The sequence below is a fragment of the Micromonospora noduli genome (assembly GCF_003264475.1).
GTDB classification, from domain to species: domain Bacteria; phylum Actinomycetota; class Actinomycetes; order Mycobacteriales; family Micromonosporaceae; genus Micromonospora; species Micromonospora noduli.
This window is the reverse complement of the sequence record NZ_PYAC01000002.1, coordinates 181,865-207,203: the sequence shown is the minus strand read 5'-3', so window position 1 is coordinate 207,203 and position 25,339 is coordinate 181,865. Positions and strand designations below refer to the sequence as shown.

Sequence of the window (25,339 nt, the reverse complement as noted above, 5' to 3'; positions counted from 1 at the left end):
CGTCAGTGGTGCAACTTCCAGCAGAGTAGTCCGGTGGTAACAGACCGCCTCGGTCAGGCGATAGTGATCTGAGAGCGGATCGACAGCGGTGCGCAGCACACTCATTCCGGGTTGTCGGTGACGGCATCCGACGGGGGCGGTGCGCCCGTCCCACCCCAGCGGGGCGGGCGTACCGATGTCGGCAGAGCACGGGCGACAGAACGGGCGCCGGGCGAGTTCGCCCGGCGCCCGTTGGCGTACCTGTCGGGTCAGCGGCGGCCGACGGTGAGCACCGGCTTGGTCACCTCGGCGAAGAAGTCGTTGCCCTTGTCGTCGACCACGATGAAGGCGGGGAAGTCCTCCACCTCGATCTTCCAGACCGCCTCCATGCCCAGCTCCGCGTATTCGAGCACCTCGACGTGCTTGATGCAGTCCTGCGCGAGGCGGGCTGCTGGGCCGCCGATCGAGCCGAGGTAGAAGCCGCCGTGCTGCTGGCAGGAGCGGGTCACCTGACCCGACCGGTTGCCCTTGGCCAGCATCACCTGGGAGCCGCCGGCGGCCTGGAACTTCTCCACGTAGGCGTCCATCCGGCCGGCGGTGGTCGGGCCGAACGAGCCGGACGCGTACCCCTCGGGGGTCTTCGCCGGGCCGGCGTAGTAGACCGCGTGGTCACGCAGGTACTGCGGCATCGGCTCCCCGGCGTCCAACCGCTCGGCGATCTTTGCGTGGGCGATGTCCCGGGCGACCACGAGCGGCCCGGAGAGCGAGAGTCGCGTCTTCACCGGGTACTTCGACAGCTCGGCGCGGATCTCGTCCATCGGCCGGTTCAGGTCGACCCGGACCACCAGCTCGGCGTCGAGCGAATCGTCGGTCACGTCGGGCAGGAACCGCGCCGGGTCGGTTTCGAGGCGCTCCAGCCACACGCCCGACGGGGTGATCTTGGCGACGGCCTGACGGTCCGCCGAGCAGGAGACAGCGATCGCCACCGGGCAGGACGCACCGTGCCGGGGCAACCGGACCACCCGTACGTCGTGGCAGAAGTACCGCCCACCGAACTGGGCGCCGATGCCGAAGTTGCGGGTCAGCTCCAGCACCTCCGCCTCCAGCTCCAGGTCACGGAAGCCGTGCGCACTCATCGAACCCGCTGTCGGCAGCGCGTCAAGATACTTGGCGCTGGCGTACTTCGCGGTCTTCAGCGCGTACTCGGCGGAGGTGCCGCCGATGACGATGGCCAGGTGGTACGGCGGGCAGGCGGCGGTGCCGATCAGCCGCAGCTTCTCCTCCAGAAACTGCATCATCCGCGTTGGATTGAGCAGCGCCTTCGTCTCCTGGTAGAGGTACGACTTGTTGGCCGAGCCACCGCCCTTGGCCATGAACAGGAACTTGTACGCGTCGGGGTGCCCGTCCGGGTCCTCGGCGTACAGGTCCACCTGGGCGGGCAGGTTGCTGCCGGTGTTCCGCTCGTCCCACATGGTCAGCGGGGCGAGCTGGGAGTAGCGCAGATTGAGCTTGGTGTACGCCTGGTAGACGCCCCGCGAGATGGCCTCCGCGTCGGCACCGTCGGTCAGCACGTGCCGACCACGTTTGCCCATCACGATGGCGGTGCCGGTGTCCTGGCACATGGGCAGGACACCGCCGGCGGCGATGTTGGCGTTGCGCAGCAGGTCCAGCGCGACGAACCGGTCGTTCGGCGAGGCGGCCGGGTCGTCGATGATCGCCCGGAGCTGCGCCAGGTGCGCGGGGCGCAGGAAGTGCGCGATGTCGTGCATCGCCTCGGCGGTCAGCGCGGTGAGCGCGGCCGGCTCCACGGTGAGGAACCGACGGCCTCCCGGGCCGTGTACGACGTCCACGCCCTCGTCGGTGACCAGGCGATAATCCGTCTGGTCCGGGCCGGTCGGCAGCAGAGGGGCGTACGAGAATGCGGCGGCACTGCTCATGAGCGGCAAGCCTAGGGCAGACCGGTCGATCACTCCCACCCGCCGGGCGGGTCCTGGGACGCCGCTCTCATCCGCCGGGCGTGCCGGGCCCCGTACGCCCGGTGGATCATCGGGCGAACCGCCCGCTCAACCGTCCTTGCCGCCGCCCGGGTCGGGGCAGAGTTCCCCCTTCGGCCCGCAGTCGCCGTTGTTCGGCCCGCCGGGGCCAGGGCCGCCCGGCCCGGGATTCCCACCGTCGCCGGGCGGTCGGGTGGGCGAGCTTCCGGACGCGCCGAAGCGGACGTACCCGATCTCCCGCCCCTCGCCGATGATCATGCCCTGTGACCCGACGGCGAGGACGTTCGCCGAGGTGCGCAGGACGGCCAACTCCCGGCCGGTGCGCGGGTCCAGTGCCGCCAGCCGGGACGGCTTCTCGTCGGCCACCACCACCGCGTACGGGGTGAGCGCGGCCCCGGCCTTGCCGCTGGCCTGTCGCGTCCAGAGCACCTTCTCGGTGCCCAACTCGCGGGCGATGACCGAGCGCTTGTCGGCGGCCCGGAACACCGCCGAACGGTCGTCCACCGCGATCAACTTCGTGCCCGGCTCACCGACCCAGAGCAGCCGGCCGTCGTACCCGTCGATGACCGCCTCGCGGCCGTCCGGGGCGACGCCGATCAGCACGTTCCGCGCACCTTGCGGGTCCTCGCGTTGCACGCAGCCGGCGGTGTCGGCGGTGCGCAGGTTGATGCCGGCCCGCTGCCAGGCCTCCTGCCCGGTCGCCGAGTCCCGGGCGGAGATGGCGAAGTAACAGGTGCCGTCCTGGGAGCGGGCGGCGATCCGCAGCAGCCGGCCGCCCACCACGGAGAGCCGCTCCTCCCGGCCGGGCTCGACGTTCTGCAACACCCGGCCGGTGGCGGTGTCGACCACGTGGACCCGACCGTCGACCGGGAAGCCGAGCAGCGGTGGCGCGGCTTCCGCCCCGGCCACGCCGTCGTCGATCCGGGTGGCGGTGAGCCGGCGGGTGCCGCGCAGACCCGGATTGTCGGCGAGCAGGCCGCTGTGCACCCCGGGCAGGAAGGCCGTCCAGAGCGGCGCGGTGCCACGCGGGTCCCAGGCGCTCAGGGTGCAGTCGGTGGCGTCCGTGCACCTGGCGTCGAGGAGCAGGTTGCGGTACGTCCAGACGGCCACCGCGTCATCGTCACGCCGCCGGGTCACCCCGGTCGTCGGGTCGAGCAGCTCGTACCCCTTGACCAGGAGCTTGCCCACGGCCACGACCGAGTCGCGGTCGCCGCCGGCGACCGCCGCCCAGTCCGCCTTGCGCTCCCAGAGTTGGGCGCCGGTGGCCAGGCTGCGAGCCTCGACCCGGGTGCGCTGCTCGACCACGACGGCGTCGCCGGCGATGGTCACGCTGCGCGGAGTGCCGCCGACCCGCTGCTGCCAGACCACGTCGGGCTCGGAGATGGGTTCGCTGCGGTCCACCCAGTCCCACAGGCCGGGGAACGGGTTCCACACGCCGGTGGCGGCGAGCGCGACGACCACGGCGAGGCCGAGCAGCAGCCCACCGCGCACGCTCCCCTTCGCCACCCGCACACCGTAGCCACGATCACGGATCTTCCGTACGCCCGCGCCGCCGTGTCGCCGCGCTTTCTGCGCTCGGAGGTGTTACAGCACCCTTCCCTCGGCCCGAACAGCGCTACGCACCAACGGCAGCGTGCGGTAGGGGATCTGCTCGGCCAGCGCGATGATCGTCGAGGCGCGGGTGATGCCGGCGGACGAGACGATCTGGTCGATGACCCGTTGCAGGTCGGTGTTGGAGCGGGCCACGATCCGGCAGAGCAGGTCGCTGGAGCCGGTGATGGTGTGCGCCTCCAGCACCTCGGGGATGGCGGCGAGGTGGGCGGTGACCGGGTCGTGGCCGTGCCGCTGACTGATCTCCAGGGTGACGAAGCTGGTCACCCCGAACCCGATCGCGGCCGGCGCGATCTCGGGGCCGAAGCCTTTGATGACCCCCCGCTCGATGAGCTTGTCCAGCCTCGCCTGCACGGTGCCCCGGGCCACGCCGAGCCGCCGGGAGCACTCCAGCACCCCGATCCGCGGCTCCTCGGCGAGCAGTTCGATCAAGCGCACGTCGAGCGCGTCGAGCTGTACATTCTGCTCACCATTCATGAGTGAAGACCATACCGAATGCGCAACCTGACCAGCATTTCTGGCAACAGTTGCCCACTCGATGCCGGGGCAGCGATCCTCGCCACAAGAACCGACCACGGCGGCCCACAAGGCCGGCCGGTACGCGAGGGAGCCCACCATGACCCAGGCGATCGACCGACCCCAGTCGACCGAGGACGTCGACGTCGACCGGCTCGTCGGCGCTGTCGACCACGACATCAGCCACGACCCGTTCCCGGTTCGGGGCCTCGACCACGTGCACTTCCTGGTCGGCAACGCCAAGCAGGCCGCCCACTACTACTCCACCGCCTTCGGCATGACCTGCGTGGCGTACCGCGGCCCCGAGCAGGGCTACCGGGACCACGCCCAGTACGTGCTGACCAGCGGCTCGGCCCGGTTCGTGCTGACCGGCGCGGTGCGCCCGGACGCCGAGGGCGCCGAGCACGTGGCCCGGCACAGCGACGGGATCAGCGACATCGCGCTGGAGGTCCCGAACGTGGACGCCGCGTACGCGCACGCCATCGCGCAGGGTGCCGCCAGCGTCGTCGAGCCGCACGAGGTGACCGACGAGCACGGCACCGTCCGGATGGCCGCCATCGCCGCGTACGGCGACACCCGGCACACGCTGGTCGACCGGTCCCGCTACACCGGCCCGTTCCTGCCCGGCTTCGTGGCCCGGGGCCCGATCGTGGACCGGCAGCCGATGATCGACGCCGGCATCCAGCCGAAGCGCTTCTTCCAGGCCGTCGACCACGTGGTCGGCAACGTGGAGCTGGGCCGGATGGACGAGTGGGTCGAGTTCTACAAGCGGGTGATGGGCTTCTCGAACATGGCGGAGTTCGTCGGTGACGACATCGCCACCGACTACTCGGCGCTGATGAGCAAGGTCGTGGCGAACGGCACCCGCAAGGTGAAGTTCCCGCTCAACGAGCCGGCGATCGCCCGCAAGAAGTCCCAGATCGACGAGTACCTGGAGTTCTACCAGGGCCCGGGCGCGCAGCACATCGCCGTCGCCACCAACGACATCCTGGCCAGCGTCGACGCGATGCGCGCGGCCGGTGTCGACTTCCTGGACACGCCGGACTCGTACTACGACGACCCGGAGCTGCGCGAGCGGATCGGCAAGGTGCGGGTGCCGATCGAGGAGCTGAAGGCCCGCAAGATCCTGGTCGACCGGGACGAGGACGGCTACCTGCTCCAGATCTTCACCAAGCCGGTGCAGGACCGTCCCACTGTCTTCTTCGAGCTGATCGAGCGGCACGGCTCGCTGGGCTTCGGCAAGGGCAACTTCAAGGCGCTCTTCCAGGCGATCGAGCGGGAGCAGGAAGCCCGCGGCAACCTGTAACACTTGCGAGCGTGACGCAACCTCCGTCGTACCCGACGCCGCCGGCCGGTGGGCCCCGACCCACCGCCGGCGGCTTCGCGCCGCAGCCCGGCCCACACCCCCACGGGTACGCCGCGCCGCCGCAGTACGCCCCACCCGGGTACGCTCCGCCGCAATGGCATGCTGGCCCACCCGGCCCGCTGCCCCCGCCGCTGAGCCCGAGTGGTCAGCCGCTGGCCAGCTTCACCGACCGGCTGCTGGCCTGGCTGATCGACACGGCACTGGCGAGCGCGGTGTCGCTTGCGTTGTTCAGCCCGTTCTTCCTCATCCTCTGGTGGCGAATGTTCACCGAGATGACGCAGACCAATCCCGACGGGACTTTCGTGGAACCCGAGCCGGGCACCTTCTTCGTCGGCTTCTTCCTGCCGATCCTGCTGCTCCAGCTTGGGCTCCTCGTCCTGATGCTCGGGTTCTACTGGCTTTACCACGTGGAGTACCTCAAGCGCGGCGGTCAGACGCTCGGCAAGAAGGTGATGAAGCTGCGCGTTGTACCGATCGACCCGGCCCACACCCTGGACCGGCGGATGGCTGGCCGGCGATGGCTCGTGCAGTACCTGGCGGCTTCACTGGTCCCCGGGATCAGCTACCTCGACGGGTTCTGGCAGCTCTGGGACAAGCCGTGGCAGCAGTGCCTCCATGACAAGTTCGCCGCGACGGTCGTCGTTAAGGTGTCTTCGTGAGCGTTCAACCTGGCTGGTATGTCGACCCCGCCGATACCGAGACCCGGCGTTACTGGGACGGCGAGGGCTGGCTCGGTGCGCCCATTCCCGTCGACGCGACCCCGCCGGACGGCCCGCCGCCGGCCGAGCCACCGCCCGCGCCGGTCACCCCGGCCGCGCCCGCGGCGTCGACGACTCCTGAGTCGGCGACCGGCGCGCCGGGCTGGTCACCGCAGCAGCAGGGCCCACCCCCGGGGTACGGCCCGCAACCGGGCCACGGCCCGGGCTGGGGACCACAGGCGGGCCCTCCCGGCTGGGGTCCGCAGGGCGGTCCGCCTGGCTGGACCCCACCGGGTGTCCCTCCCGGCTGGGCGCCTCCGGCCGGTCATCCCGGCTGGCCCGGACGACCGCCCGAGCCGCGACCGCACGGCCTCAGGCTGGCCGGCTACGGCCGTAGGTTGGTCGCCCGGCTGATCGACTTCGGTCTCGTCTTCGCACTGAACGTGGTTGTCAACGGCTGGTTCGTCTGGCGCTGGGCGCAGGAGTGGGCCCCGTACTGGCAGGAGGTCTTCCGGCGCGCGTCGCGCGGCGACACGTCCGCCGACGGCCTGCCGATCCCCAGCGAGCAGGCCAATTCCCTGCTGGTGGCGATCCTGCTGATCGCCACCGCGCTCTGGCTGGCGTACGAGGTGCCGACAATGGCCTCCGGCGGGCAGACCGTCGGCAAGCGGGTGATGCGGATCCGGGCGGTGCCGATGGCCGCCGACCAGCCGCTGGGCGTCCGCCGGGCGCTGAGCCGGTGGAGCACGCTGGGCCTGCCGACTCTGCTCTGGTACTGCGCCGGGCTCGGCCTGGTGCTGCAACTGGTCGACGCTCTCTCCCCCCTCTTCGACCACCCCCTGCGCCAGGCGCTGCACGACAAGCGCGCGCAGACGGTGGTCGTCGAAGTCCCCCCACACACCGATACCGCCCCCTCGAACGACCGTAACCAGCCCCCGGGAGACACCCCATGACCGACTCCGGACGTCACCAGCCGGCGCTGCGGCTGACCCGCGTCGACCTGGACGCGCTGCCCAGCTACGTGCCGGGGCGCAGCCCCGCCGACCTGGCCCGGGAGTTGGGCCTGCCGGAGGCCATCAAGCTGGCCAGCAACGAGGTGCCGTACGGGCCGCTGCCCGGCGTGGTGGAGGCGGTCACCGAGGCGATCACCACCTCGCACCGCTACCCGGACATGGGCGTGGTCGCGCTGCGGGACGCGCTTGCCCAGCGGTACGGGGTGGACGCCGATCGGATCGCCACCGGCTGCGGTTCGGTGGCGCTGGCCGAGCACCTGGTGCGTGCCACCTGCCTGCCCGGCGACGAGGTGCTCTACTCGTGGCGGTCCTTCGAGGCGTACCCGATCATCGTGGCGACCAGCGGCGCGACCAGCGTGCGGGTGCCCAACGACGCCGGGCACGGGCACGACCTGGCGGCGATGGCCGCGGCGGTGACCGACCGGACCCGGGTGATTTTCGTCTGCAACCCGAACAACCCCACGGGTACGGCGCTGCGCCGGGCCGAGCTGGACCGGTTCCTCGACGCGGTGCCGGACGACGTGCTGGTGGTCATCGACGAGGCGTACCGGGAGTTCGTCACCGACGCGGAGGTGCCGGACGGTCTCGACTACCTGGAACGGCCGAACGTCGCGGTGTTGCGCACGCTGTCGAAGGCGTGGGGGCTCGCCGGGCTGCGAATGGGCTGGCTGGTTGCCCAGCCGGTGGTGGCGGCCGCCATCCGCAAGGTGGCGACCCCGTTCTCCAGCAGCACGGCAGCCCAGGCCGGGGCGCTCGCCGCGCTGACCCAGGTGGCGGAGATGGAGCGTCGCTGCGCCCTGGTCGTCGCCGAGCGGGACCGGGTCACCGAGGCGTTGCGCAAGTTCGTGCCCGAGGTGCCGACGAGCCAGGCCAACTTCGTCTGGCTGCCGTTGGGCGAGCGGGCCGTGGCGTTCGGCAAGGCGTGCGAGGCGCGCGGGGTGATCGTGCGGCCGTTCGCCGGAGACGGGGTCCGGGTAACCATCGGCACCCCGGCCGAGAACGACGCGTTCCTGGCGGCGGCCGAGGCCGCCCTGGCCTGAGCGACAGCTCGCCGTCGCGGCGGGCGCACCGGCAGGGAGCGAACGACATGGCGGGCGGGGAAGCCAGCTGCTCCGCCCGCCCTGTGCCCAGCTAGGGCGCTCCGTCGACCACGGCCAGTCGCCACTGCGCCTCACCCTCGACCCGGACGGCAAGATCGGTCGAGACGCCCTTGTCGACGAAGACTTGCGACAGGTTGGGCACCCCGTCGCAGGGATACCGCAGCGGCGCGGCGGCCTTCACGTCCAGCGCCATCCGGCCTCCCCCGGTGCAGACGAAATACACAGTGAAGCTGGCCCCGCTGGGCACAACCTCGGTGATGGTCGCTTCCTTCTGCTCTGCCAGGGGGCCGGCCAGCAGCACCCGGCCGGTGGGGAACCATCCTGTCGGCGCTTCCGGGGTGGAGGTGGGCTGGCTGGGCCCGGTGGGCGGGGGTTCGGACGGCGCAGCCGATCGTGTCGTCGTGTCGCTGGTGCAGCCGCCGACCACCAGCAAGGGGACGACCATGCCGATGGCCAGGCATACGGCGGGACGACCAACACGCATCTCGTGTCTCCAATCCAGGTCGGCCGAGTCTGATGACCGTCACCTCGACCGTCAAGCGCCCTCCAATTCGTGAACCGAAGCCTTTTGTCCATTTTTGCGTGGTTTCTACCCTATGTTCCGAAGTGGCCGCACGTGTCGAGGACCGCGGCGGCTCACTTCGAGAACGGGGTAAACCACAGTGCGTACTGCCAAGATCTGTCTGGCCGGGGCGGCCGCCGCGGCGATGGTGGGCTTCCTCGCCGCGCCGGCTGCCGCCGCGCCCACCGACACCACCGACACCACCTTCGAGGTGCTCGTCGGCACTCTCGACATCGTCGCGCCGACCGCCGCCGACCTCGGTGACGGTGCCCCCGGTGGCGTCATCACCGGCCAGCTCGGCGTGGTGACGGTGACCGACTCCCGAGGCGCCGCCGACGCCTCCTGGGTCGCCTCGGTGACCGCGAGCGTCTTCCAGACCGGCGGCGGCTCACCGCCCGAGACGGTCCTCCCCGAGGAGATCGACTACTGGTCCGGCCCGACAACGGCCTTCACCGGCGACGGCACCTTCACGCCGGGGCAGGCCACCGCCGCCAACGCCCTGCCGCTGTCCAGCGTCACCCCGCTCACCGCGTTCACCCACGGTGGCGGCAGCGGGGGCAACACCGCCAGCTGGAACCCCACCCTGGAAGTCAACGTTCCGCTGGACAGCATCGCGGGCGTCTACAGCGGCACGGTGACACATTCGGTGGCGTAGCCGCCGGGGGCGGTCGACCATCGCGGTCGCCCTCACCCTGTTCTGCCTCGCCGGTCCGGGTCTGTCGACCCGGGCCGGCGCGGTCGAGCCGGAAGCGGGATCGGACGACGGCACCATCGGTATCCGGTTGCTGGAAGCCCCGACCGAGCGCCGCACCGACCCCCGGGCGCTGCGCTACATCGTCGACCACCTATCGCCGGGCACCACCGTCAAGCGGCAACTGCTGATCGTCAACCGCACCGACCAGACCCGTCGGGTCGACGTGTATCCGGCGGCCGCGACAGTGAAGGATGCGGCGTTCCGCTTCGGCGAGGGTCGCGCCGAGAACGAGTTGACCTCCTGGGTCACACTCGACGAACGCTCGGTCGAGCTCGGACCGTGGGGCGAGACCCGGGTCCGAGCGACCATCACGGTGCCGCCGACCGCCTCCCGGGGCGAGCGGTACGGGGTGGTCTGGGCATCCACCGCCTCAACGCCCCGGTCCGGCGGCGAGATCATGCAGGTCCACCGGGTCGGAGTCCGGATGTACCTCGACATCGGGCCCGGTGGCGAACCCGCCTCCGACTTCTCGATCGGCGAGGTACGCCCCGCCCGCAGCCCCGAGGGCGAGCCGTCGATGACCGTTCAGGTCACCAACACCGGAGGCCGAGCCCTCGACCTGACCGGCGCGGTCCTCCTGAGCGATGGCCCGGCCGGCAGTCGGGCCGGCCCGTTTCCGGTCGGGCAGGGCGTCACGCTGGCACCGGGCGCCTCCGGGCACGTCATCGCCCGACTCCCGACCACGTTGCCGAACGGCCCCTGGAAGGCGGAGGTGAACCTGGAGAGCGGCCTGGTGAAGCGGAGCATCACCGCGCAGGTCACGTTCCCCGACGCTGGTCAGGTCGGCAAACGGGGCAGTGTCGTCTCCCGGATCTTCTCCGGGTGGACCGTGGCGGCGGCCGTCGTGGGCCTGCTGCTGGCCGTCGGCCTCGCCATGCTGGCCCGCCGTTCCCGCCGGTCCGGTCGGCCTCCCACTCGCCGCCCGAGGGAGCGCACCCCGGCCCGGCTTTGATCGCGCGGGGCAGCCCGACCACCGGCTCCGGCCGGGCCCGTCAGCTCGGCCGGCTCCGGCGGGCGGCGAACCACCCGGCGACGATCAGGGCTGCGCCCAGCACGGCGAGGAGCAGCGCCGACCCACCCGACCCGGTGACCGGCAACTCACCGCCGTGGCTCGGTGTGGGCTGGGGTGGTGCCGTCGGTGTGGACGTGGGCGGTGGCTGAGTCGGGGGCGGGGTCGGCGACGCCGGCAGGATCTCGAAGGTGACGCCCGTGCCCGCCGACGGCTCGGCCCGGACGACGCCGAACCCCCGCGCCGAGGCGGGGTCGGCGGCCAGCACCGGCGACACCGCCAACGCCAGGCTCGCGGTGGCGGCGAGCGCGCCACCCGCGAGGTAGTTGGCTGCTGTCCTGGCCATGCGCCGACCCCTTCCACTGGAAAACCTGAACCATGAAAAAAGTACCCTTTTGCGACAAAGGGAATGGAACGGTTCGGTGTTCCGTGGTCGAAGACGCCACGATCAGGTGGCGGCCAGGATCACCGCCTCGCCGGTGTAGTAGTAGCGCCGGTCGTCGCCAGTCGGGTCGACCGGCTTGCGGAGCCGCTCGATCGCGACGAACCCGTCCTCGGCCGTCACCGCCCCGGGTGCCCAGCCGGTCCCGTCCGAGCCGACGTTGAGCACGAAGCGGGACAACTGCCTGCCGGTCACCGGATCCAGCGTCACCAGATCGTTCGCCTCGGTCAGCAGATGCACGCGGCCAGGCTGCCCGGCCAGCACCCCGGCCCCGCTCAGGCCCGCGGACCGCCACAGCTCGGTGCCCGTACGCGCCGATCGGCCCACGACGACCCCGTCGAGCACGGCGACGGACTGCTCACCGACCAGCGCGGCGCCGGCCGGGTCCAGCGCGGGGGCGGCGACCGGCGAACCGGCAGCCAACAACCAACCCCGACCGCCCTCGTCACCCGGCCCGGCGGTCCGCAACCCCAGACAGTCCGACCCGCCGGTACGACAGCCGAGCGGCGTCACCACAAACCTGTCCGGGCCGCCCGGCGGTCGCCAACGCTCACGCACCTCGCCCGTCGCCGCGTCCCGGAACTCGACAGTGGCCGCTCCGGCGCAGGTGTCCAGGCCGATCAGCTGCCCGGTGGCGGTGGTGCCGACATCGCTACGACACCTGCCGGGCAGCTCGACCCGCCACAGCTCCCGGCCGCCGCTCAGCTCGACCCCACGCGCCTGGGCATCCCCGGTCACCACCAGCACGATCCGCCCGTCGGGAAGGTCGGTGAGCTGCAGCCCGGGCGCATCCCAGACGACCGCCGCCCAGGTACGACGCACCGGTGCCGTGCTCTCGACGGGCTCCGGGCCGTCGGCTCGCCAGAGCACCCCGCCGGTCCGGGCGTCGAGTGCGACGAGTTCCCCGTCGGACCAGCGGCTGACCACCGTGCTGCCGCTGGCCACCACCCCGGTCAGCTCCGCCGGCCACCGCCGGTACGACCAGTACGGGCTGGTCCGGTACCGCCCGTCGACCGGCCGGTCGGCGTAGACCTGGCGGTGTGCGGCGTACACCCGCAGTCTCCCGTCGACGATCAACGGGGCGACCGGCAACCGACCGATCACTCCGGCAGCCGGTCGGGCCGGGGCCGGATAGTCGGCGCGCGCCACAGTGCTCACCTCTGCCGGTGCGAGGACCCGGTGGACGATGACCACGACGGCCGCCGTCGCGAGCAGCGCCGCGACCGCGATCGCGAGCCGTCGCCGGCCTCTCGGGAACCTCATGCCGCACCTCCGCCCGGCACCCTACCCAGCGGAGGGGGCCGGACCCCGTTCAGGTCACGGCGAGGGCTGAGCGACTGGCGCTCAGGCGGCTTCGACGGAGCCGGTGGCACCGGCCGCGACGGCGAGGTCGGCGAGATCACGCCAGAGCGCCGCCTCGACCGCCCGCGCGGCCAGCCCACCGAGCAGCAGCGCCACCACCCGACCGTACGGAGCGGTCGGCACCGCCTCGTGGGTGACGGTGATCGCGGTGCAACCCCGACGGCGGCGGCGGACCGGCCGCAAGCTCCAGGTGATGCGGTAGTCGGCGCCGGTGCCGGAGGAACAGAGCACCAGTCGCTGCGGTGCGAGCGCCTCGACCACCAGGAACTCCTCGGTCAGCGTGCCGCCGCCCGGCTGGACCCGCTCCTCGCGCCAGGAGGTGCCCGGGCCGAACGAACCCGGAGTGAGCACCTCGATCGGGCCGGCTGCGGTCAACCGGGCCGCGCGGCCGGGCAGGTCGGTCAGCAGACGCCAGACGTCGACAGCGTGCGCCTCGATGATCCCGGTAATCGCCACCGTCGACATGCCACCCTCCCGTGTCCCCGACGGTACGCGGAGTGAGGGCCGGACGGGGCCCCCGGAGCGGAATTTTCACCGTCCGGGGGCCACGCTGTCCGATTCGGCGGTCGCTTCGGCTCCGGTCGTCGTCGACCGGTGCCGAAGCGCCGGTCAGCGCTCGAAGTGGCCGGCCCGAATCGCGCCGATGAACGCTGTCCACCCCGGCGGGCTGACCGCGAGTGTGGGACCGGCCTGGTCCTTGGAGTCGCGGACCCCGACCAGACCATGGACATCGACCAGGTTGTCCGCCACTTCCACGCAGAGCCCCTGGTCGTTTGAGCGGCTGCTGGTACGCCAGACCGCGCCCGCAAGATCGTGCATCGTCGTTACCTCCGTGTGCGTCGGGATGCCCCACCGCTGACGGCCGGGCAGAGCCCGACTCGGATTGCGCGGTGTAGCAACGGAATCCGGACGATCAACGGATCAACCAGGGCCGGTGATCGCACAGCCGGTGCGATCACGGGTCCCATGCACGAGACGGATGGCGGGTGCCCGCTCAGCGGGCCGGACGAACCGTGCCGGATACCTCACCGAGGGCGATGGTGGTGCCGTCCGGGCCGGGGGCGGTGGCCGTGATGGTCACCGTGTCGCCGTCGTCGAGGAAGGTACGGCTCTCGCCGCCCACCTTGACCGGCTCGGCCCCGCCCCAGGTCAGTTCCAGGAAGGAGCCGACCTGTCCTCGGTCCGGGCCGGAGACGGTGCCGGAGGCGTACAGGTCACCGGTGCGCAGCGAAGCGCCGTTGACGGTGAGGTGCGCCAACTGCTGGGCGGGGGTCCAGTACATGGTGGCGAACGGGGGCTCGCTGACCTGGTCGCCGTTCCACTCGACCGCCAGGCGCAGGTCCAGGCCCAGGTGCGGCACGTCCCGCAGGTAGTCCACCACCGGCGGGTCCTGGTCGGGGGCTGGCACGAAGGCGTCGGCGAGGGCGTCCAGCGGCGTCACCCAGGCCGAGACCGAGGTGGCGAACGACTTGCCCAGGAAGGGGCCGAGCGGCTGGTACTCCCAGGCCTGGATGTCCCGGGCCGACCAGTCGTTGACCAGCACCACCCCGAAGACGTGCTCGGCGAAGTCGTCCACGGAAACCCGATCGCCCAACGCGCTGGGTACGCCCACCACGAAGCCCACCTCGGCCTCGATGTCGAGGCGTACCGATGGGCCGGTGACCGGGCCCTCGGCGGAGCCCCGCTGCCCGGTCGGCCGGGTCACCGGCGTGCCGGAGACGACCACCGTGCCGGCCCGCCCGTGGTAGCCGATCGGCAGGTGCTTCCAGTTGGGCAGCAGCGGCGGCTGGCCGGGGCGGAAGATCTGCCCGACGTTCGACGCGTGGTGAACGGATGAGTAGAAGTCGACGTAGTCGGCCACCTCGATGGGGAGCAGCAGCTCCACGTCGTCGAGGGGCACCAGCAGTGGCTCCACAGCGTCCCGGTGCGCCGGGTCGGTCAGCAGCTCGGTGAGCCGCTGCCGTACCGCCGTCCACTGCGGACGACCCAGGGCCATGAAGTCGTTGAGCACGGGCCGGCACAGCGTGCCGGCGGCCAGCACCAGCTCGGCGGCCTCGGCCGCCGCGAGGTCGAAGACCCAGGACCCGATCCGTACGCCGATCCGCGCAGGACCCCCGTTCTGCCGGAACACCCCGTACGGCAGGTTCGTCACCCCGTACGGCGAACCGTCGGCGCCGGTTACCCAGGTCATGCGTCGTAGCCCCCGTTCACCAGCCCAAGCCGGATCAGATCGGTCAGTGGTTCCAGGATGCTGCACGAGCCGAAGCCCACCCACAGAGGGCGAGGCCCGTCCAGCCGTGCCGTCGTGCGCTCCACCAGGGGGCGCGGGTCGACAACGGTCAGCAGCTCGGCGACCGAGCGCACACCGTCACCGTCGGCGGCGGCCAGGGTCGCGGCCAGCACGTTGGCGTAGCCGTGGTGGGTGAACCCGGTCTCCGGGTCCAGGTGTCTGATCGCCTGGTGCAGCCCGGCGGTCAGCTTGAACGGCAGGCCCCGGTCCCGGCAGGCGCAGATCACCGCGGCCAGCTCGGTCGGGGTGGGGAAGAGTTCGGCGGCCAGGCCGCCGGTGCGGAACTTGGCCGCGATCGGCGCCCCGTCGGCCCGCGCCGCGACGAGCGCGTCCAGTGCGCCCATCAGCCCGAAGGTCAGCGGCAGCTCTGCGTAGACGGCTTCCACGCCCGGCAGCTCGTCGGTCAGCCGCAGCAACTCGGCGATGCCGGGCAGCGGGTCCTCGCCGCGCTTGGCGACCGCCACCTCGACCTGACGCGCGGTGACGCCGTCCGGGGCGAGAAACGGCAGCGCGAACGGCAGGTTCGCGATCCCGGTGTCACCGATCACGCCGACCACCAGGCCCTCGCCCGGGTCGACGACACCGCTCAGCTCACCGGCGGCCACGTCCGACGCAGGGATCAGCAGGGGGCCGACCAGGTCGGCGTACCAGGCGGCGCGGTGTTGACGGTGGGCAGCCAGGGCGTCGTGCAGCGCGGCGCTGCCCGGTGGGAAGACGGCGGCGTCGTCCACCAGGCCGTGGAGGAGTGCTGGCACCTGCGTTGACACGGAACAAGAATGTACGGGACGCTACGAGGAACGGACAACAGCGTCCGATTATCGGACGCCTTCGGCCGGTGAACGGGAAATATCGGGAGGCGAGATGCCGTATTACCGCAGCGTCGGCGAGGTGCCGCGCAAGCGCCACACCCAGTTCCGGCAGCCCGACGGCAGCCTCTACGCCGAGGAGCTGATGGGCCAGGAGGGCTTCTCCTCCGACTCGTCCCTGCTCTACCACCGGCACGCGCCCACAGCGATCCTGGCCGCCGACGAGTTCACCCCGCCCGCGTTCACCCGGGCGCCGAACCTGCCGCTCAAGCCCCGCCACCTGCGCACCCACAAACTGGACACCGGCGGCTCCGACCCCATCCTCGGCCGGCAGTACCTGCTCGCCAACGACGACGTACGGATCGGGTACGTCCTCGCCGACCGACCCTCACCGCTGTTCCGCGACGCCACCGGCGACCACTGCCTCTACGTCGAGTCGGGCACCCTGCGGGTCGAGTCCCCGTTCGGGGTGCTGGACGCGGTCGCCGGTGACTACGTCGTCATCCCCACCTCGACCATCCACCGGCTGGTGCCCACCGGCGACCAGCCCGTCCGGCTGCTCGCCGTGGAGGCGTCCGGGCACATCGGCCCGCCCAAGCGCTACCTCTCCGTACGCGGCCAGTTCCTGGAGCACTCGCCGTACTGCGAGCGGGACGTCCGCGGCCCCGACGCCCCGCTGCTCGTCGACGGCGAGGAGGTCGAGGTGCTGGTCCGGCACCGTCGCGGTTGGACCCGCTACGTCTACGCGAACCACCCGTTCGACGTGGTCGGCTGGGACGGGCACCTCTACCCGTGGGCGTTCTCCATCCACGACTTCGAGCCGATCACCGGCCGCATCCACCAGCCCCCACCTGTGCACCAGACCTTCCAGGGGCCCAACTTCGTCATCTGCTCGTTCGTGCCGCGCAAGGTCGACTACCACCCGCAGTCGATCCCGGTGCCGTACAACCACCACAACGTCGACTCCGACGAGATGCTGTTCTACACCGGGGGCAACTACGAGGCGCGGCGCGGCTCCGGCATCGAACAGGGCTCGATCTCCCTGCACCCGTCCGGTTTCACCCACGGCCCCCAGCCGGGTGCCGCCGAGCGTTCCATCGGCGCGGACTACTTCGACGAGCTGGCCGTCATGGTCGACACCTTCCGCCCGCTGGATCTCTGCGACGCCGCCAGCTCCTGCGAAGACGAGGGGTACGCCTGGACCTGGGCGCGTTCTGTCTAGCGGATGGCGGTTCTGGTGAATACGGCGAACTCGGCTACCGCCGTGGTGGCGATGGCCAGCACCAGGGGCCACGGGGAGCCGACCATGGCGTACACCAGCAGCAGCAGCGGCGCGGCGGCCACGGCGTAGATGGCCAGGGCCATCGCCCGGTCCGAGTGCAGCAGGGCGGGCAGGACGGTCCGGGTCAGCCCGGGCAGCCGAGCCGCGAGCTGCCAGACGATGATCCCGCCGGTCAGGGCGGCGAGCACCGCCAGGACGCGGGAGAACCCGTCGCTCGCCGACGCCGCGAACGCGACCAGCACCGCCGCCGCCAGCGACCAGCCCGCGCCGTAGAGCACCAGGCGGTGCAGCCCGTACGCGAGGGTTCGTGGCGAGTCGATCCGGCTCGGGCTGACCGTCACCGCCTCGGCGACGTGCTCCAACGCCTCCGACCAGCGGCGCTGCTCCAGCCGCATGACACCCACGTCGTGGCCGGCCTCGCCGATCCGCGGGTCGAGCCGCAGCGCCTCCCGGTAGGCCCGCTCGGCCAGGTCGAACAGGTCCAGGCGGGCGGCGACCAGGCTGAGCACCAGGTGCGCCTGCGGCTCCTGCGGGGCCAACTCGACACCGCGCCAGGCCGCGTTCAGCGCCGGCTGACCGTTGCGGGCGCCGGCCAGGATCGCCGCGGCGCTCCGCTGGGCATACGCGTCGGCCGGGCCGAGGGTGAGGATCCGATCGGCGGTGGCCGCCGACTCGCTGTAGCGCTCCAGGTCGGCCAGGGCCATGCCCCTGGCGACCAATGGCGGCAGGGCCTCCGGTGCGGCGGCCACGGCCGTGTCGGCGGCCGTGAGCGCCTCGGCCGGGCGGCCGGCGGCCAGGTGCACCCGGGCCAGCATGGTGAGCGCGTCGACGTCATCCGGCTGGAGGGCCAACCCGTACGCCAGCTCCCCGGCCGCCTCGTCGTAGCGGCCGAGTTCGGCCAGGAGTTGGGCCCGCTGGACGTAGCCGTCGGCGGCGAACTGGTCGGGGGCGGGGTCGCTGGACATCGCGGCGAGCCTAGGCGGCCGGCGCGTCGTACACCAGGGCCACCGCGACCCCGGCCAACCCTTCCTCGCGGCCGGCGAAGCCGAGCCCGTCCGTGGTCGCCGCCGAGACGGTGACCGGAGCGCCGACCGCAGCGGAGAGGACCTCCTGCGCCTCTGCGCGGCGCCGGCCGATCTTGGGGCGATTGCCGATGACCTGCACGGACACGTTGCCGATCTCCAGGCCGGCGACGCGCACCCGACGGGCCGTCTCGGTCAGCAGAGCCACCCCGGACGCGCCGGCCCACTCCGGCTGGCCCACCCCGAAGGCGGAACCGAGATCACCGAGACCGGCGGCGGAGAGCAGCGCGTTGCAGGCGGCGTGCGCGGCGACGTCGGCGTCCGAGTGCCCGGCGAGGCCGTCCTGATCGGGCCAGAGCAGCCCGGCCACCCAGCAGGGCCGGCCCGGCTCGAACGCGTGCACGTCGGTGCCGATGGCCACCCGGGGAACGATCATGATCAGAGGGTACGCGTCAACCGGCAGCGGCAAGCAGATGCTCGGCCAGAGCCAGGTCGAACGGTCGGGTGATTTTCACCGCGTACTCCGAGCCGGGCACGCAGCTCACCGCGACGCCCTGCTTCTCGACCAGCCCGGCGTCGTCGGTGAGGGAGTCACCGGCGGCGGCGTGGGCGGCGCTGAGCACGGCCCGACGGAAACCCTGCGGGGTCTGCACCGCGCGCAGGGCGGAACGGTCGACGGTGCCGAGCACGACCTCGTCGGCACCGACTTCCTTGATCGTGTCGACGACCGGTAGGACCGGGATCACCGCGTCACGCCCGCCACGCACCGCCGCCGCGACAGATTCGACCAGATCAGGTGGGGTGAGCGCCCGGGCGGCATCGTGCACCAGGACGATCGTCGGGCCGGCGGGGACAGCGGCCAGCGCGGCGGCCACCGACGCCTGCCGTTCGGCACCGCCGGGCACCACGATCACCGGGGCGACCGGGGCCAACAGCTCGCGGACGGCCTGCACCTCGGCGGCCGGCGCGGCCACCACGATGGTGTGCACCGACGGAGCGGCGGCCAGTCGACGCACGGCGTGCACCAACAGCGGTTCACCGGCGAGCAGGCGCAGCGCCTTGGGTCGGCCGGGGCCGAGCCGTACGCCGGCACCCGCCGCAGGCACGAGGACCGCGACGTCACCGCGCGGATTGAGCTGCGCGGTCACGTCGCGGTCCTCGGTGGTTTCTTCACTACGAAGTGGGTACGACGATGCTGTGCGGACTAGGCCTCGGTGAGGACCTTGTCGAGCAGCGTCTCCGCCTCGTCCTTGGTGCTCTTCTCGGCCAGCGCGACCTCGCCGACGAGAATGTCGCGGGCCTTGGCGAGCATCCGCTTCTCGCCCGCAGAGAGGCCCCGCTCCCGCTCCCGGCGCCACAGGTCACGCACGACCTCGGCGACCTTCAGCGGGTTGCCGGAAGCCAGCTTTTCCAGATTGGCCTTGTAACGCCGTGACCAGTTGGTCGGCTCCTCGGTGTGCGGAGCCCGCAGAACGTCGAAGACCTTCCCGAGGCCCTCTTCGCCGACCACCTCGCGGACGCCCACGATCTCGGCGTTCTCGGCCGGCACCCGGACCGTCAGGTCACCCTGCGCGACCCTCAGGACGAGGTATTGCTTAGGCTCGCCCTTGATGACCCGAGTCTCGATTGCCTCGATGAGTGCGGCCCCGTGGTGGGGGTAAACAACGGTCTCGCCGACACTGAAAACCATAGGTTCGAAACCCCTTTCGCTGTGTCTAGGGTAACACGCTCAGGCACCGATGTCTCACCGATGTCCTGACCGTTGGCGCAGCTCAGGGGCCCTGTGAGAGGTCTTGCTTCAGCTTGACAGGCGGTCAAACCGATGGTTCGAACACACTCCGTAACGCGGAAATGACTGCCCGGTACGGGTGAACAGAACGTCGAGATCAAGGGCTATGCGCTCCTCCCATGGTAGCCCGGCCAGCAGGACCGCGCCCAGATGTAGCGGGAGGAGCCCCTGGTGCGCGACCCTGGAGACCGAGCCGCACTCCGCTCTCGAGACGCTTCCAGGAGGTCCGATGGGCAAGCCGGACGCAGAGGGTCACGGGCCAGCCGACGGCCTGCCCGGCCTACCGCCCGAATGGGGCCGCGTGGTGGTTCCCGACGACGCCTCCGCGCTGGCCGTCGAGGCCGCTCAGGTTCGCCGTGAGCTGCGCCGGGCCAGTGGCCTCCCGGGCGGTCACCGGGCCCTGGGCCTGCCGCTGGTGGTCCTGCTGGTGGCGGTCCTCACCACGCTGGCCGGTCTGCTGGCGGTCACCTGGCCCCGCGCCAACCGCGGCGCCGACCGGCCGACCCCGGCCCCCTACTCGCCACCCGCGACCCTCGTCGGTCGGGCGCTGCCCGCACTGGACCTGGTCGACGCGGACGACGCACCAGTGCCACTGCGCGGCCTACTGCCCGCCATGATCATTTTGTTGGACGGCTGCCCCTGCCCGGACCGCGTCACCGACGCCCTGGCGGCCGCGCCCGCCGGCGTCTCCGTGGTCACCGTCACCGGAGGGCGGACGGCGCCAGCCAGTCCCATCATCGGGCGGCAGGCTCGCGCCCTGGCCGACCCCGCCGGAGGCCTGCGTTCGTTCCTGAGCCTGCCGGCCCGCCCCGGCGCCGCGACCGCCCTGCTGGTCGACCGGGCCGGCACTGTGACCCGGGTGCTGCCCGACCTGGGCACTGTCGATTCCTACCGGAGCGACCTGAGCGCCCTGGCCGCCTGAGCGGCCCCTGTCAGCGAGGGGGCAGGGCGACGAGCTGCGCCTGGATGTCGATGGGCCGGTCGGCGGCCGTCAGTGACACCCGGAACGGCCCGGCGCCGGGCAGCACCTCGGCATTGGCGACCGTGCCGTCGCAGTCGATGCGCGCCGGACCGTTGATCTTGGCCTCGTCGCTCGTCACCGCCAGCGTGCCCGGCCGGGTGCACCGGTACTGGAGCAGGTAGCGGGAGCCGTCGTTGCTGGCCTGCCGGGTCACATCCTGACCAGGAGCGAGCTCCCGCTCCTCCCGCCAGATCGTCATTTGAAACGAGGGCAGCTCACCCGCGGGAAAGAGCACCGCGGGATCGCCCTCGATGTCGGTGATCGAGCCCGTCGCCGGGTCGAGCACCACGTGCGAGCCGTTGCGCACCCGGAGGACCTCGCCGGTGTTCGGGTCCAACCTCACCGTCACCCGCTCATCGGGCTCCTCGGCCGCGAGGAGACGTTCCATCGGGGTGCTGACGCTCGGCCCGACCGATGGCACCGCCGCCGCCGAAGGGACAGCCGTCCCTGCCGTCGACGCGGGCGCGGCGGCACGCCACCACCAGCCGCCGACGACCAGGACGGCCGCCGCCGCGCCAAACAGGACCACCGAGCGCAGCCGGTCGTCCGAGGTCACATCCACCCCGTGAGCGTACCGGCCGGAGGCTCAGTCCTGTCGATCGAGCAGGGCGGCGTACAGGGTGAGACCGGGGCCGAAGGCCAGCATGACGATGCGCCGAGCCGCCGGTGTCGCCCGACCCAGCCGGTCCAGGATCAGCAGCACGGTCGGCGACGAGCAGTTGCCGTGCTCGTCAAGCGTCGCCCGGGACGCCGCCAGCCCCAGCGGAGGCAGCGCCAGCTCCCGCTCCACCACGTTGAGGATCCGCGGCCCGCCCGGGTGCACCGCCCAACCGTCCACCTCGGAGCTGGTGACGCCGTGCCGGGCCAACAGATCCTCGACCAGCCCGCGGACGTGCCTCGACAGCACCTGCGGCACCTTCGGCGACAACCCCATCCGGAACCCGGCATCGGTGACGTCCCAGGTCATGTGGTCGGCGGTCGAGGTGTCGGTGACGGCGGTGACCTCGCGCACCGCGTACCCCGAGCCGCCCGGCACGACCACCGCGGCGACCGCGGCGTCCGAGAAGAGCGCGTGGGAGACGATCTGCTGCGTGTCCACCCGGGCGCTGGACGGCTGGATGTGCAGGCTGGTCAGCTCCGCGCAGAGCAGCAGCGCCGGTCGCCCCCGGGCGGTGACGAAGTCACTCGCCGCGCCGAGCCCCGGCAACGCCGCGTAACAGCCCATGTGGCCGATGAACATCCGCTGGGTGTCCGCGGCCATGCCCAGGTCCCGGGCGAGCAGGATGTCCAGCCCCGGGGTGGCGTACCCGGTGCAGGAGCAGACGATGAACAGCCCGATGTCGCCGGCGCTCAGCCCGGCCGCTGTCAACGCCCGACCCACCGCCTCCTTGCCCAGCGGCAGCGCCTCCACCTGGTAGCGGCGCATCCGGCGCTCGGTCGGCCAGTCCGAGACGTCCTCCAGCAGCGGATTGACCGCGGCCTGCCGCCGGGTCACCCCCGAGTTGGCGAAGATCCGCTGGGCCAACGACCGGGTGGTGCCGGTGAAGTGCCGGGAGAAGAAGCCCTCCCACAACTCGTCCTGCGAAGCGGACGGCGGCTGCGCTGTCCCGAGCCCCGCGATCACTGGTACGAACACGATCCCCACCTCTCGTCAGATGCTGTCCTCCCCCTGGCCGTCCCACCAGCCACCTCGGCTGGTCGTTCTTCCGTGCGAGCCCGGTGCGGCGGGCTCACCAACGCGGTGCCGATCCGTCACGATCCGGGTCGCCGCCCAGTGCGGCGATGCCGAGCCAGTCGGCGCAGACATCCGACGTGGCCGGGTGCAGCGAGCCGCAGCGGGCGTCGCGGTAGAGCCGCTCCAGCGGATGTCCACGGCGGGTCGCCGAGGTGCCCGCCGCCTCCAGCACCGACGCCGCCACCTCGGCGGCCGTGGTCCCGGCGAGCAGCTTCGCCCGCCACACCCAACGGTTGGTCTCCTCGTCACCGGGCGCCTCGTCCACCCGGCGGGCCGCCTCGGCCACCACCAACTGTGCGGCGGCCGTCGCCGCGTCCGCCCGACCCAGCCGGGCCCGCACCGCCGGCAGACCGGCCAGGTTGCGGGCGTTGAGGTGCTCGGCTGCCGCGTCGATCGCCGCACGGGCGACCCCCACGTAGACGGCGGCGTAGCTGGCCACCAACCAGTGCGGCATCAACTGGGCCACCACCAGCGCAAGCCCCTCCACCCCACCGAGCAGCCGGTCGGCGGGCACCGTGACGTCCAGGTGCAGGTCGTGGGAGGAGGTGGCGCGCATGCCGAGCGAGTCCCAGGTCGGCTCCACTGTCAGCCCGTCGCCGGCCGGCACCAGGAACTGTGAGACCACCGACTGGTCGGCCGCGCTGCGCGCCGCCACCAGGTAGCCGTCCGCGTGCCCGGCGCCGGAGCAGAAGGTCTTGCTGCCCTTGAGATGCCAACCCCCGTCGGTCGGCTCGTACGCCGTGGTCAGCTGGGACAGCCGCGCGCCCGCGCCACGCTCGCTCATCGCGACCGCGTACCAGGAGCCCTGCGCCGCCGCGCTGAGCAGCCGGTCGCGGGCGGCCAGCGCCTCGTCGGGCACGCCCAGCGCCTCGGCCAACTCCTCCGTCACCGCGCCCAGCGCGCCGGTCACCGAGGCGTGCATGTTGAACACCAGGGCGGTCGCACCGTTGCCCCGGGCAAGCTCAGTGGCCACCGCGGCGTACTCGGCGAAGCTGGCGCCCAGACCGCCGAGCGCCCGGGGCACCATCAGCCCGAACAGGCCGGCCTCGCGCAGGTCGGCGAAGTCGTCCACGGGGAAGGAACCGTCCCGGTCGTGCTCGGCCGCCCGCGCGGCGAACCGCGGCGCCAACCGGCGTGCTGCCTCAAGCGCGTGCACCGTCATCTCGTTCCTCCTCGGCGTTCCATACCCCGCCACGGCCTGACTATCCTTTGCGGACCCCCCGGCCCTGGTAGAGCACGGCGGTGGAGCGGGTCGGCACGATGCGCGGCGCCCGGCCGGCGGGCACCGCACCGGCCGTTCGGCTCGCGCGAGCGCGGCGCAGCAGCCAGGCGAGCATGCCGCCGACCTGCGGACGGATGCCCCGCAGGCTCAGGTCGACACCGTGTCGGGCGCACTCGGCCACCAGCGCCCGGGCGTCCACGAACAACAGTGGGTCGTGGATGCCACGCGGCACCGTCGGCAGCCGCTCGGCGATCCGGACCGCGACGAGCCGGGCCAGCGCCGTGTCGTTGAGGGTGTCCAGCACCAGCACGCCCCCGGGGCGCAGCAGCCGACACGCCTCGGCCACCGCGCGCGGCCAGGCCGGCACGTGCTCCAGCAGCTCACCCGCCGAGACCACGTCGGCGCAGCCGTCGGGCAGCGGCACCGCTGTGGCATCACCCTGGACCACCCGCACCCCGTGCTCGGCCGCCTGGACGAGCGCCGAGCGGGTCAGATCCACCCCCACGTGGCGGTAGCCCTTGCCGGCCAGGTGCGGCGCGAGCAGGCCGGCGCCGCAACCCAGGTCGACAAGCAACGCGTCCGGACGGGTGGCCGGCGGCACCAGCGCGGCACGGGCCTCAGCCAGCCAGTGCAGCATCGCGAACGCGCCGTCCGGCCGCCACCACTCACCGGCCAGATCGTCGTACTGACGCGGATCGTTTCGCGGCAGCACCCTCGGACCGGTGGACGCCCCGGCCGCAGCCACGTCTCGCATGGAACCGAGCGTGGCACGACTGCTCGGTAACGACCAGACTTCCCTTATGTCGTCGAGGGTGTTAGGGCTGGTCAGAGCAAGCCATCCGGAACCGGCCGCGGCGGTGACCACGGTGGCCGGTCTGCTGGCCTGGGGAGTGGGCCACCGGCCAGCCGGAATCGTCTCGGTGGTGCTCGCCGTGCTGGCCAGCCAGCTCGCCGTCGGCTGGACCAACGACGCGCTGGACGCCGAGCGGGACGCCACTGTGGGGCGTACCGACAAGCCGGTCGCCAGTGGCGCGGTCGGTCGACGCGTCACGGCCTGGGCCGCCGCGGCGGCCGCGGTGGCCTGCCCGCTGCTGGCGCTGACCACGAACCCGGTGGCGGCGTTCTGGCTGACGCTCGCCCTGGTCTCCGCCCTGCTCTACGACTGGCCGCTCAAGGCCACCGCGTTCTCGGTGCTGCCCTACGCCGTGTCGTTCGGCGCGCTGCCCGCCTTCGTGGTGCTGGCGCTGCCCGGTCAGCCGACCCCGCCGGTCTGGCTGGTGGCGGCGGCAGCCTGCCTGGGTGCCGGTGCGCACTTCGCCAACGTGCTGCCCGACCTGGCCGACGACGCCCGCACCGGCGTGCGCGGCCTGCCCCACCGGCTGGGTGCCGCCGGCAGCCGGGTGGCCGCGGCGGGTCTCCTTCTCGCGGCGACCGCGACGCTGGTCCTCGGACCACCCGGGCCGCCGTCGGCGATCGGCTGGGCGGCGGTCGGCACGGCCGCCGTGGTGCCGCCGCTGAGCTGGTACGCCGGGCGCTCGGCGACCCGGGCCGGCCGGCGGCCGGTGGCGGCCTTCCGGGCGGTGATGCTGGTGGCCCTCATCGACGTGGTTCTGCTGGTGGCGAGCGGTCGGGTGGTGTGAACGCCACCCGGGCAGGTGGCATTGCCGGGTCCGCGTGCGGGCCTCGATCAGTCCCAACTACCCTGGAGCGCGGTCTGCGCGGGTATGGCCACCGTGCCCGGCGTACGGCCCGGGTGGGGATTGTGA

General features: G+C 72.3%; 27 protein-coding genes. 9 read left to right on the top strand and 18 right to left on the bottom strand.

The annotated features are described in order from the left end of the window. Positions 1 to 248: 248 nt before the first annotated feature. From MED15_RS06530 to MED15_RS06520, 3 genes are all read right to left on the bottom strand, one after another. A complete protein-coding gene (locus MED15_RS06530; protein ID WP_091403108.1) occupies positions 249 to 1,916 on the bottom strand; it encodes a fumarate hydratase in 1,668 nt (555 codons plus the stop codon). Positions 1,917 to 2,042: 126 nt separating this feature from the next. Next, positions 2,043 to 3,485: an outer membrane protein assembly factor BamB family protein gene (locus tag MED15_RS06525; protein ID WP_425271072.1), complete on the bottom strand. Its 1,443-nt coding sequence runs from the start codon at positions 3,483 to 3,485 to the stop codon at positions 2,043 to 2,045. Positions 3,486 to 3,557: 72 nt separating this feature from the next. Further along, positions 3,558 to 4,061, bottom strand: coding sequence for an Lrp/AsnC family transcriptional regulator (locus MED15_RS06520; RefSeq protein WP_112588124.1), 504 nt, complete (start codon positions 4,059 to 4,061; stop codon positions 3,558 to 3,560). A gap of 139 nt (positions 4,062 to 4,200) precedes the next feature. On the opposite strand from MED15_RS06520, the gene hppD reads away from it, so the two are divergent. From hppD to hisC, 4 genes are read left to right on the top strand one after another with little or no spacing between them, the layout of a single operon-like run. Next, a complete protein-coding gene (hppD, locus tag MED15_RS06515) occupies positions 4,201 to 5,406 on the top strand; it encodes a 4-hydroxyphenylpyruvate dioxygenase (protein ID WP_112588126.1) in 1,206 nt (401 codons plus the stop codon). Between the two features lie 11 nt (positions 5,407 to 5,417). Next, positions 5,418 to 6,125 (top strand): RDD family protein, encoded by a 708-nt coding sequence (locus MED15_RS06510; protein ID WP_112735015.1) that lies wholly within the window; start codon positions 5,418 to 5,420, stop codon positions 6,123 to 6,125. Continuing rightward, entirely contained in the window at positions 6,122 to 7,117 is a 996-nt protein-coding gene (locus MED15_RS06505; RefSeq protein ID WP_112735014.1) for an RDD family protein, read from the top strand. Before MED15_RS06510 ends, MED15_RS06505 begins: the two co-directional genes overlap by 4 nt. Next, positions 7,114 to 8,217 (top strand): histidinol-phosphate transaminase, encoded by a 1,104-nt coding sequence (hisC, locus tag MED15_RS06500; RefSeq protein WP_112588132.1) that lies wholly within the window; start codon positions 7,114 to 7,116, stop codon positions 8,215 to 8,217. Before MED15_RS06505 ends, hisC begins: the two co-directional genes overlap by 4 nt. A gap of 91 nt (positions 8,218 to 8,308) precedes the next feature. Here the strand turns inward: hisC and MED15_RS06495 are convergent, their stop codons facing one another. Then, positions 8,309 to 8,761, bottom strand: coding sequence for a hypothetical protein (locus MED15_RS06495; protein ID WP_146766693.1), 453 nt, complete (start codon positions 8,759 to 8,761; stop codon positions 8,309 to 8,311). A 178-nt stretch (positions 8,762 to 8,939) separates the two neighbouring features. Between MED15_RS06495 and MED15_RS06490 the strand changes: the two genes are divergently transcribed. Beyond that, positions 8,940 to 9,494: a hypothetical protein gene (locus tag MED15_RS06490; RefSeq protein WP_225855229.1), complete on the top strand. Its 555-nt coding sequence runs from the start codon at positions 8,940 to 8,942 to the stop codon at positions 9,492 to 9,494. Between the two features lie 127 nt (positions 9,495 to 9,621). Beyond that, positions 9,622 to 10,545 carry a hypothetical protein gene (locus tag MED15_RS06485; protein ID WP_208646569.1) on the top strand — a complete coding sequence of 308 codons (924 nt, stop codon included), beginning with the start codon at positions 9,622 to 9,624 and terminating at the stop codon, positions 10,543 to 10,545. 40 nt (positions 10,546 to 10,585) lie between these two features. Here MED15_RS06485 and MED15_RS06480 read toward each other — a convergent pair whose 3' ends face one another. The 6 genes from MED15_RS06480 to MED15_RS06455 form a co-directional block, all read right to left on the bottom strand. After that, positions 10,586 to 10,948: an LPXTG cell wall anchor domain-containing protein gene (locus tag MED15_RS06480; protein WP_112588136.1), complete on the bottom strand. Its 363-nt coding sequence runs from the start codon at positions 10,946 to 10,948 to the stop codon at positions 10,586 to 10,588. Positions 10,949 to 11,050: 102 nt separating this feature from the next. Further along, positions 11,051 to 12,307 (bottom strand): outer membrane protein assembly factor BamB family protein, encoded by a 1,257-nt coding sequence (locus tag MED15_RS06475; RefSeq protein ID WP_112735011.1) that lies wholly within the window; start codon positions 12,305 to 12,307, stop codon positions 11,051 to 11,053. A gap of 81 nt (positions 12,308 to 12,388) precedes the next feature. After that, positions 12,389 to 12,871, bottom strand: a complete 483-nt coding sequence (locus MED15_RS06470; RefSeq protein ID WP_091403139.1) for an SRPBCC family protein — start codon at positions 12,869 to 12,871, stop codon at positions 12,389 to 12,391. Between the two features lie 144 nt (positions 12,872 to 13,015). Beyond that, positions 13,016 to 13,225: a DUF397 domain-containing protein gene (locus MED15_RS06465; RefSeq protein WP_112588140.1), complete on the bottom strand. Its 210-nt coding sequence runs from the start codon at positions 13,223 to 13,225 to the stop codon at positions 13,016 to 13,018. Positions 13,226 to 13,400: 175 nt separating this feature from the next. After that, on the bottom strand, positions 13,401 to 14,597 hold the full coding sequence (gene fahA, locus MED15_RS06460; RefSeq protein WP_112735010.1) for a fumarylacetoacetase: 1,197 nt from the start codon (positions 14,595 to 14,597) through the stop codon (positions 13,401 to 13,403). Next, positions 14,594 to 15,463 carry a hypothetical protein gene (locus tag MED15_RS06455; protein ID WP_112735009.1) on the bottom strand — a complete coding sequence of 290 codons (870 nt, stop codon included), beginning with the start codon at positions 15,461 to 15,463 and terminating at the stop codon, positions 14,594 to 14,596. The genes fahA and MED15_RS06455 overlap by 4 nt, the downstream gene beginning before the upstream one ends. Before the next feature lie 94 nt (positions 15,464 to 15,557). On the opposite strand from MED15_RS06455, the gene MED15_RS06450 reads away from it, so the two are divergent. Further along, the gene (locus MED15_RS06450) at positions 15,558 to 16,724 is read left to right on the top strand and encodes a homogentisate 1,2-dioxygenase (protein WP_112735008.1); all 1,167 of its coding nucleotides are present in this window, start codon (positions 15,558 to 15,560) and stop codon (positions 16,722 to 16,724) included. On the opposite strand, the gene MED15_RS06445 is transcribed toward MED15_RS06450, so the two are convergent. From MED15_RS06445 to MED15_RS06430, 4 genes are read right to left on the bottom strand one after another with little or no spacing between them, the layout of a single operon-like run. After that, on the bottom strand, positions 16,721 to 17,749 hold the full coding sequence (locus MED15_RS06445) for a tetratricopeptide repeat protein (protein WP_112735007.1): 1,029 nt from the start codon (positions 17,747 to 17,749) through the stop codon (positions 16,721 to 16,723). The two genes, MED15_RS06450 and MED15_RS06445, sit on opposite strands and share 4 nt — an antisense overlap. Before the next feature lie 10 nt (positions 17,750 to 17,759). Beyond that, a complete protein-coding gene (ispF, locus tag MED15_RS06440) occupies positions 17,760 to 18,245 on the bottom strand; it encodes a 2-C-methyl-D-erythritol 2,4-cyclodiphosphate synthase (RefSeq protein ID WP_112588173.1) in 486 nt (161 codons plus the stop codon). Positions 18,246 to 18,258: 13 nt separating this feature from the next. Next, the gene (ispD, locus tag MED15_RS06435) at positions 18,259 to 18,954 is read right to left on the bottom strand and encodes a 2-C-methyl-D-erythritol 4-phosphate cytidylyltransferase (protein WP_091403154.1); all 696 of its coding nucleotides are present in this window, start codon (positions 18,952 to 18,954) and stop codon (positions 18,259 to 18,261) included. Positions 18,955 to 19,010: 56 nt separating this feature from the next. Further along, on the bottom strand, positions 19,011 to 19,496 hold the full coding sequence (locus tag MED15_RS06430) for a CarD family transcriptional regulator (RefSeq protein ID WP_007073334.1): 486 nt from the start codon (positions 19,494 to 19,496) through the stop codon (positions 19,011 to 19,013). Positions 19,497 to 19,824: 328 nt separating this feature from the next. On the opposite strand from MED15_RS06430, the gene MED15_RS06425 reads away from it, so the two are divergent. After that, positions 19,825 to 20,517: a hypothetical protein gene (locus MED15_RS06425; RefSeq protein WP_112588150.1), complete on the top strand. Its 693-nt coding sequence runs from the start codon at positions 19,825 to 19,827 to the stop codon at positions 20,515 to 20,517. A 10-nt stretch (positions 20,518 to 20,527) separates the two neighbouring features. Here MED15_RS06425 and MED15_RS06420 read toward each other — a convergent pair whose 3' ends face one another. From MED15_RS06420 to MED15_RS06405, 4 genes are all read right to left on the bottom strand, one after another. Beyond that, positions 20,528 to 21,178, bottom strand: coding sequence for a flagellar basal body-associated FliL family protein (locus MED15_RS06420; RefSeq protein WP_112601546.1), 651 nt, complete (start codon positions 21,176 to 21,178; stop codon positions 20,528 to 20,530). Positions 21,179 to 21,202: 24 nt separating this feature from the next. Further along, positions 21,203 to 22,261 (bottom strand): type III polyketide synthase, encoded by a 1,059-nt coding sequence (locus MED15_RS06415; protein WP_373861102.1) that lies wholly within the window; start codon positions 22,259 to 22,261, stop codon positions 21,203 to 21,205. A gap of 85 nt (positions 22,262 to 22,346) precedes the next feature. After that, positions 22,347 to 23,513, bottom strand: a complete 1,167-nt coding sequence (locus tag MED15_RS06410; RefSeq protein WP_112601545.1) for an acyl-CoA dehydrogenase family protein — start codon at positions 23,511 to 23,513, stop codon at positions 22,347 to 22,349. Positions 23,514 to 23,553: 40 nt separating this feature from the next. Beyond that, a complete protein-coding gene (locus MED15_RS06405) occupies positions 23,554 to 24,327 on the bottom strand; it encodes a class I SAM-dependent methyltransferase (RefSeq protein ID WP_112735006.1) in 774 nt (257 codons plus the stop codon). 46 nt (positions 24,328 to 24,373) lie between these two features. Here MED15_RS06405 and MED15_RS06400 point away from each other — a divergent pair, with 46 nt between their 5' ends. Next, positions 24,374 to 25,213 carry a UbiA family prenyltransferase gene (locus tag MED15_RS06400; RefSeq protein ID WP_225855232.1) on the top strand — a complete coding sequence of 280 codons (840 nt, stop codon included), beginning with the start codon at positions 24,374 to 24,376 and terminating at the stop codon, positions 25,211 to 25,213. Positions 25,214 to 25,339: the final 126 nt, after the last annotated feature.

Coding starts and splice junctions, on each gene's coding strand:
- MED15_RS06530 (WP_091403108.1), bottom strand. CDS start 1,916: ATGAGCAGTGCCGCCGCATTCTCGTACGCCCCTCTGCTGCCGACCGGC.
- MED15_RS06520 (WP_112588124.1), bottom strand. CDS start 4,061: ATGAATGGTGAGCAGAATGTACAGCTCGACGCGCTCGACGTGCGCTTG.
- hppD (WP_112588126.1), top strand. CDS start 4,201: ATGACCCAGGCGATCGACCGACCCCAGTCGACCGAGGACGTCGACGTC.
- hisC (WP_112588132.1), top strand. CDS start 7,114: ATGACCGACTCCGGACGTCACCAGCCGGCGCTGCGGCTGACCCGCGTC.
- MED15_RS06495 (WP_146766693.1), bottom strand. CDS start 8,761: ATGCGTGTTGGTCGTCCCGCCGTATGCCTGGCCATCGGCATGGTCGTC.
- MED15_RS06480 (WP_112588136.1), bottom strand. CDS start 10,948: ATGGCCAGGACAGCAGCCAACTACCTCGCGGGTGGCGCGCTCGCCGCC.
- MED15_RS06475 (WP_112735011.1), bottom strand. CDS start 12,307: ATGAGGTTCCCGAGAGGCCGGCGACGGCTCGCGATCGCGGTCGCGGCG.
- MED15_RS06470 (WP_091403139.1), bottom strand. CDS start 12,871: ATGTCGACGGTGGCGATTACCGGGATCATCGAGGCGCACGCTGTCGAC.
- MED15_RS06465 (WP_112588140.1), bottom strand. CDS start 13,225: ATGCACGATCTTGCGGGCGCGGTCTGGCGTACCAGCAGCCGCTCAAAC.
- fahA (WP_112735010.1), bottom strand. CDS start 14,597: ATGACCTGGGTAACCGGCGCCGACGGTTCGCCGTACGGGGTGACGAAC.
- MED15_RS06450 (WP_112735008.1), top strand. CDS start 15,558: ATGCCGTATTACCGCAGCGTCGGCGAGGTGCCGCGCAAGCGCCACACC.
- MED15_RS06445 (WP_112735007.1), bottom strand. CDS start 17,749: ATGTCCAGCGACCCCGCCCCCGACCAGTTCGCCGCCGACGGCTACGTC.
- MED15_RS06430 (WP_007073334.1), bottom strand. CDS start 19,496: ATGGTTTTCAGTGTCGGCGAGACCGTTGTTTACCCCCACCACGGGGCC.
- MED15_RS06425 (WP_112588150.1), top strand. CDS start 19,825: ATGGGCAAGCCGGACGCAGAGGGTCACGGGCCAGCCGACGGCCTGCCC.
- MED15_RS06410 (WP_112601545.1), bottom strand. CDS start 23,513: ATGACGGTGCACGCGCTTGAGGCAGCACGCCGGTTGGCGCCGCGGTTC.
- MED15_RS06405 (WP_112735006.1), bottom strand. CDS start 24,327: ATGCGAGACGTGGCTGCGGCCGGGGCGTCCACCGGTCCGAGGGTGCTG.
- MED15_RS06400 (WP_225855232.1), top strand. CDS start 24,374: ATGTCGTCGAGGGTGTTAGGGCTGGTCAGAGCAAGCCATCCGGAACCG.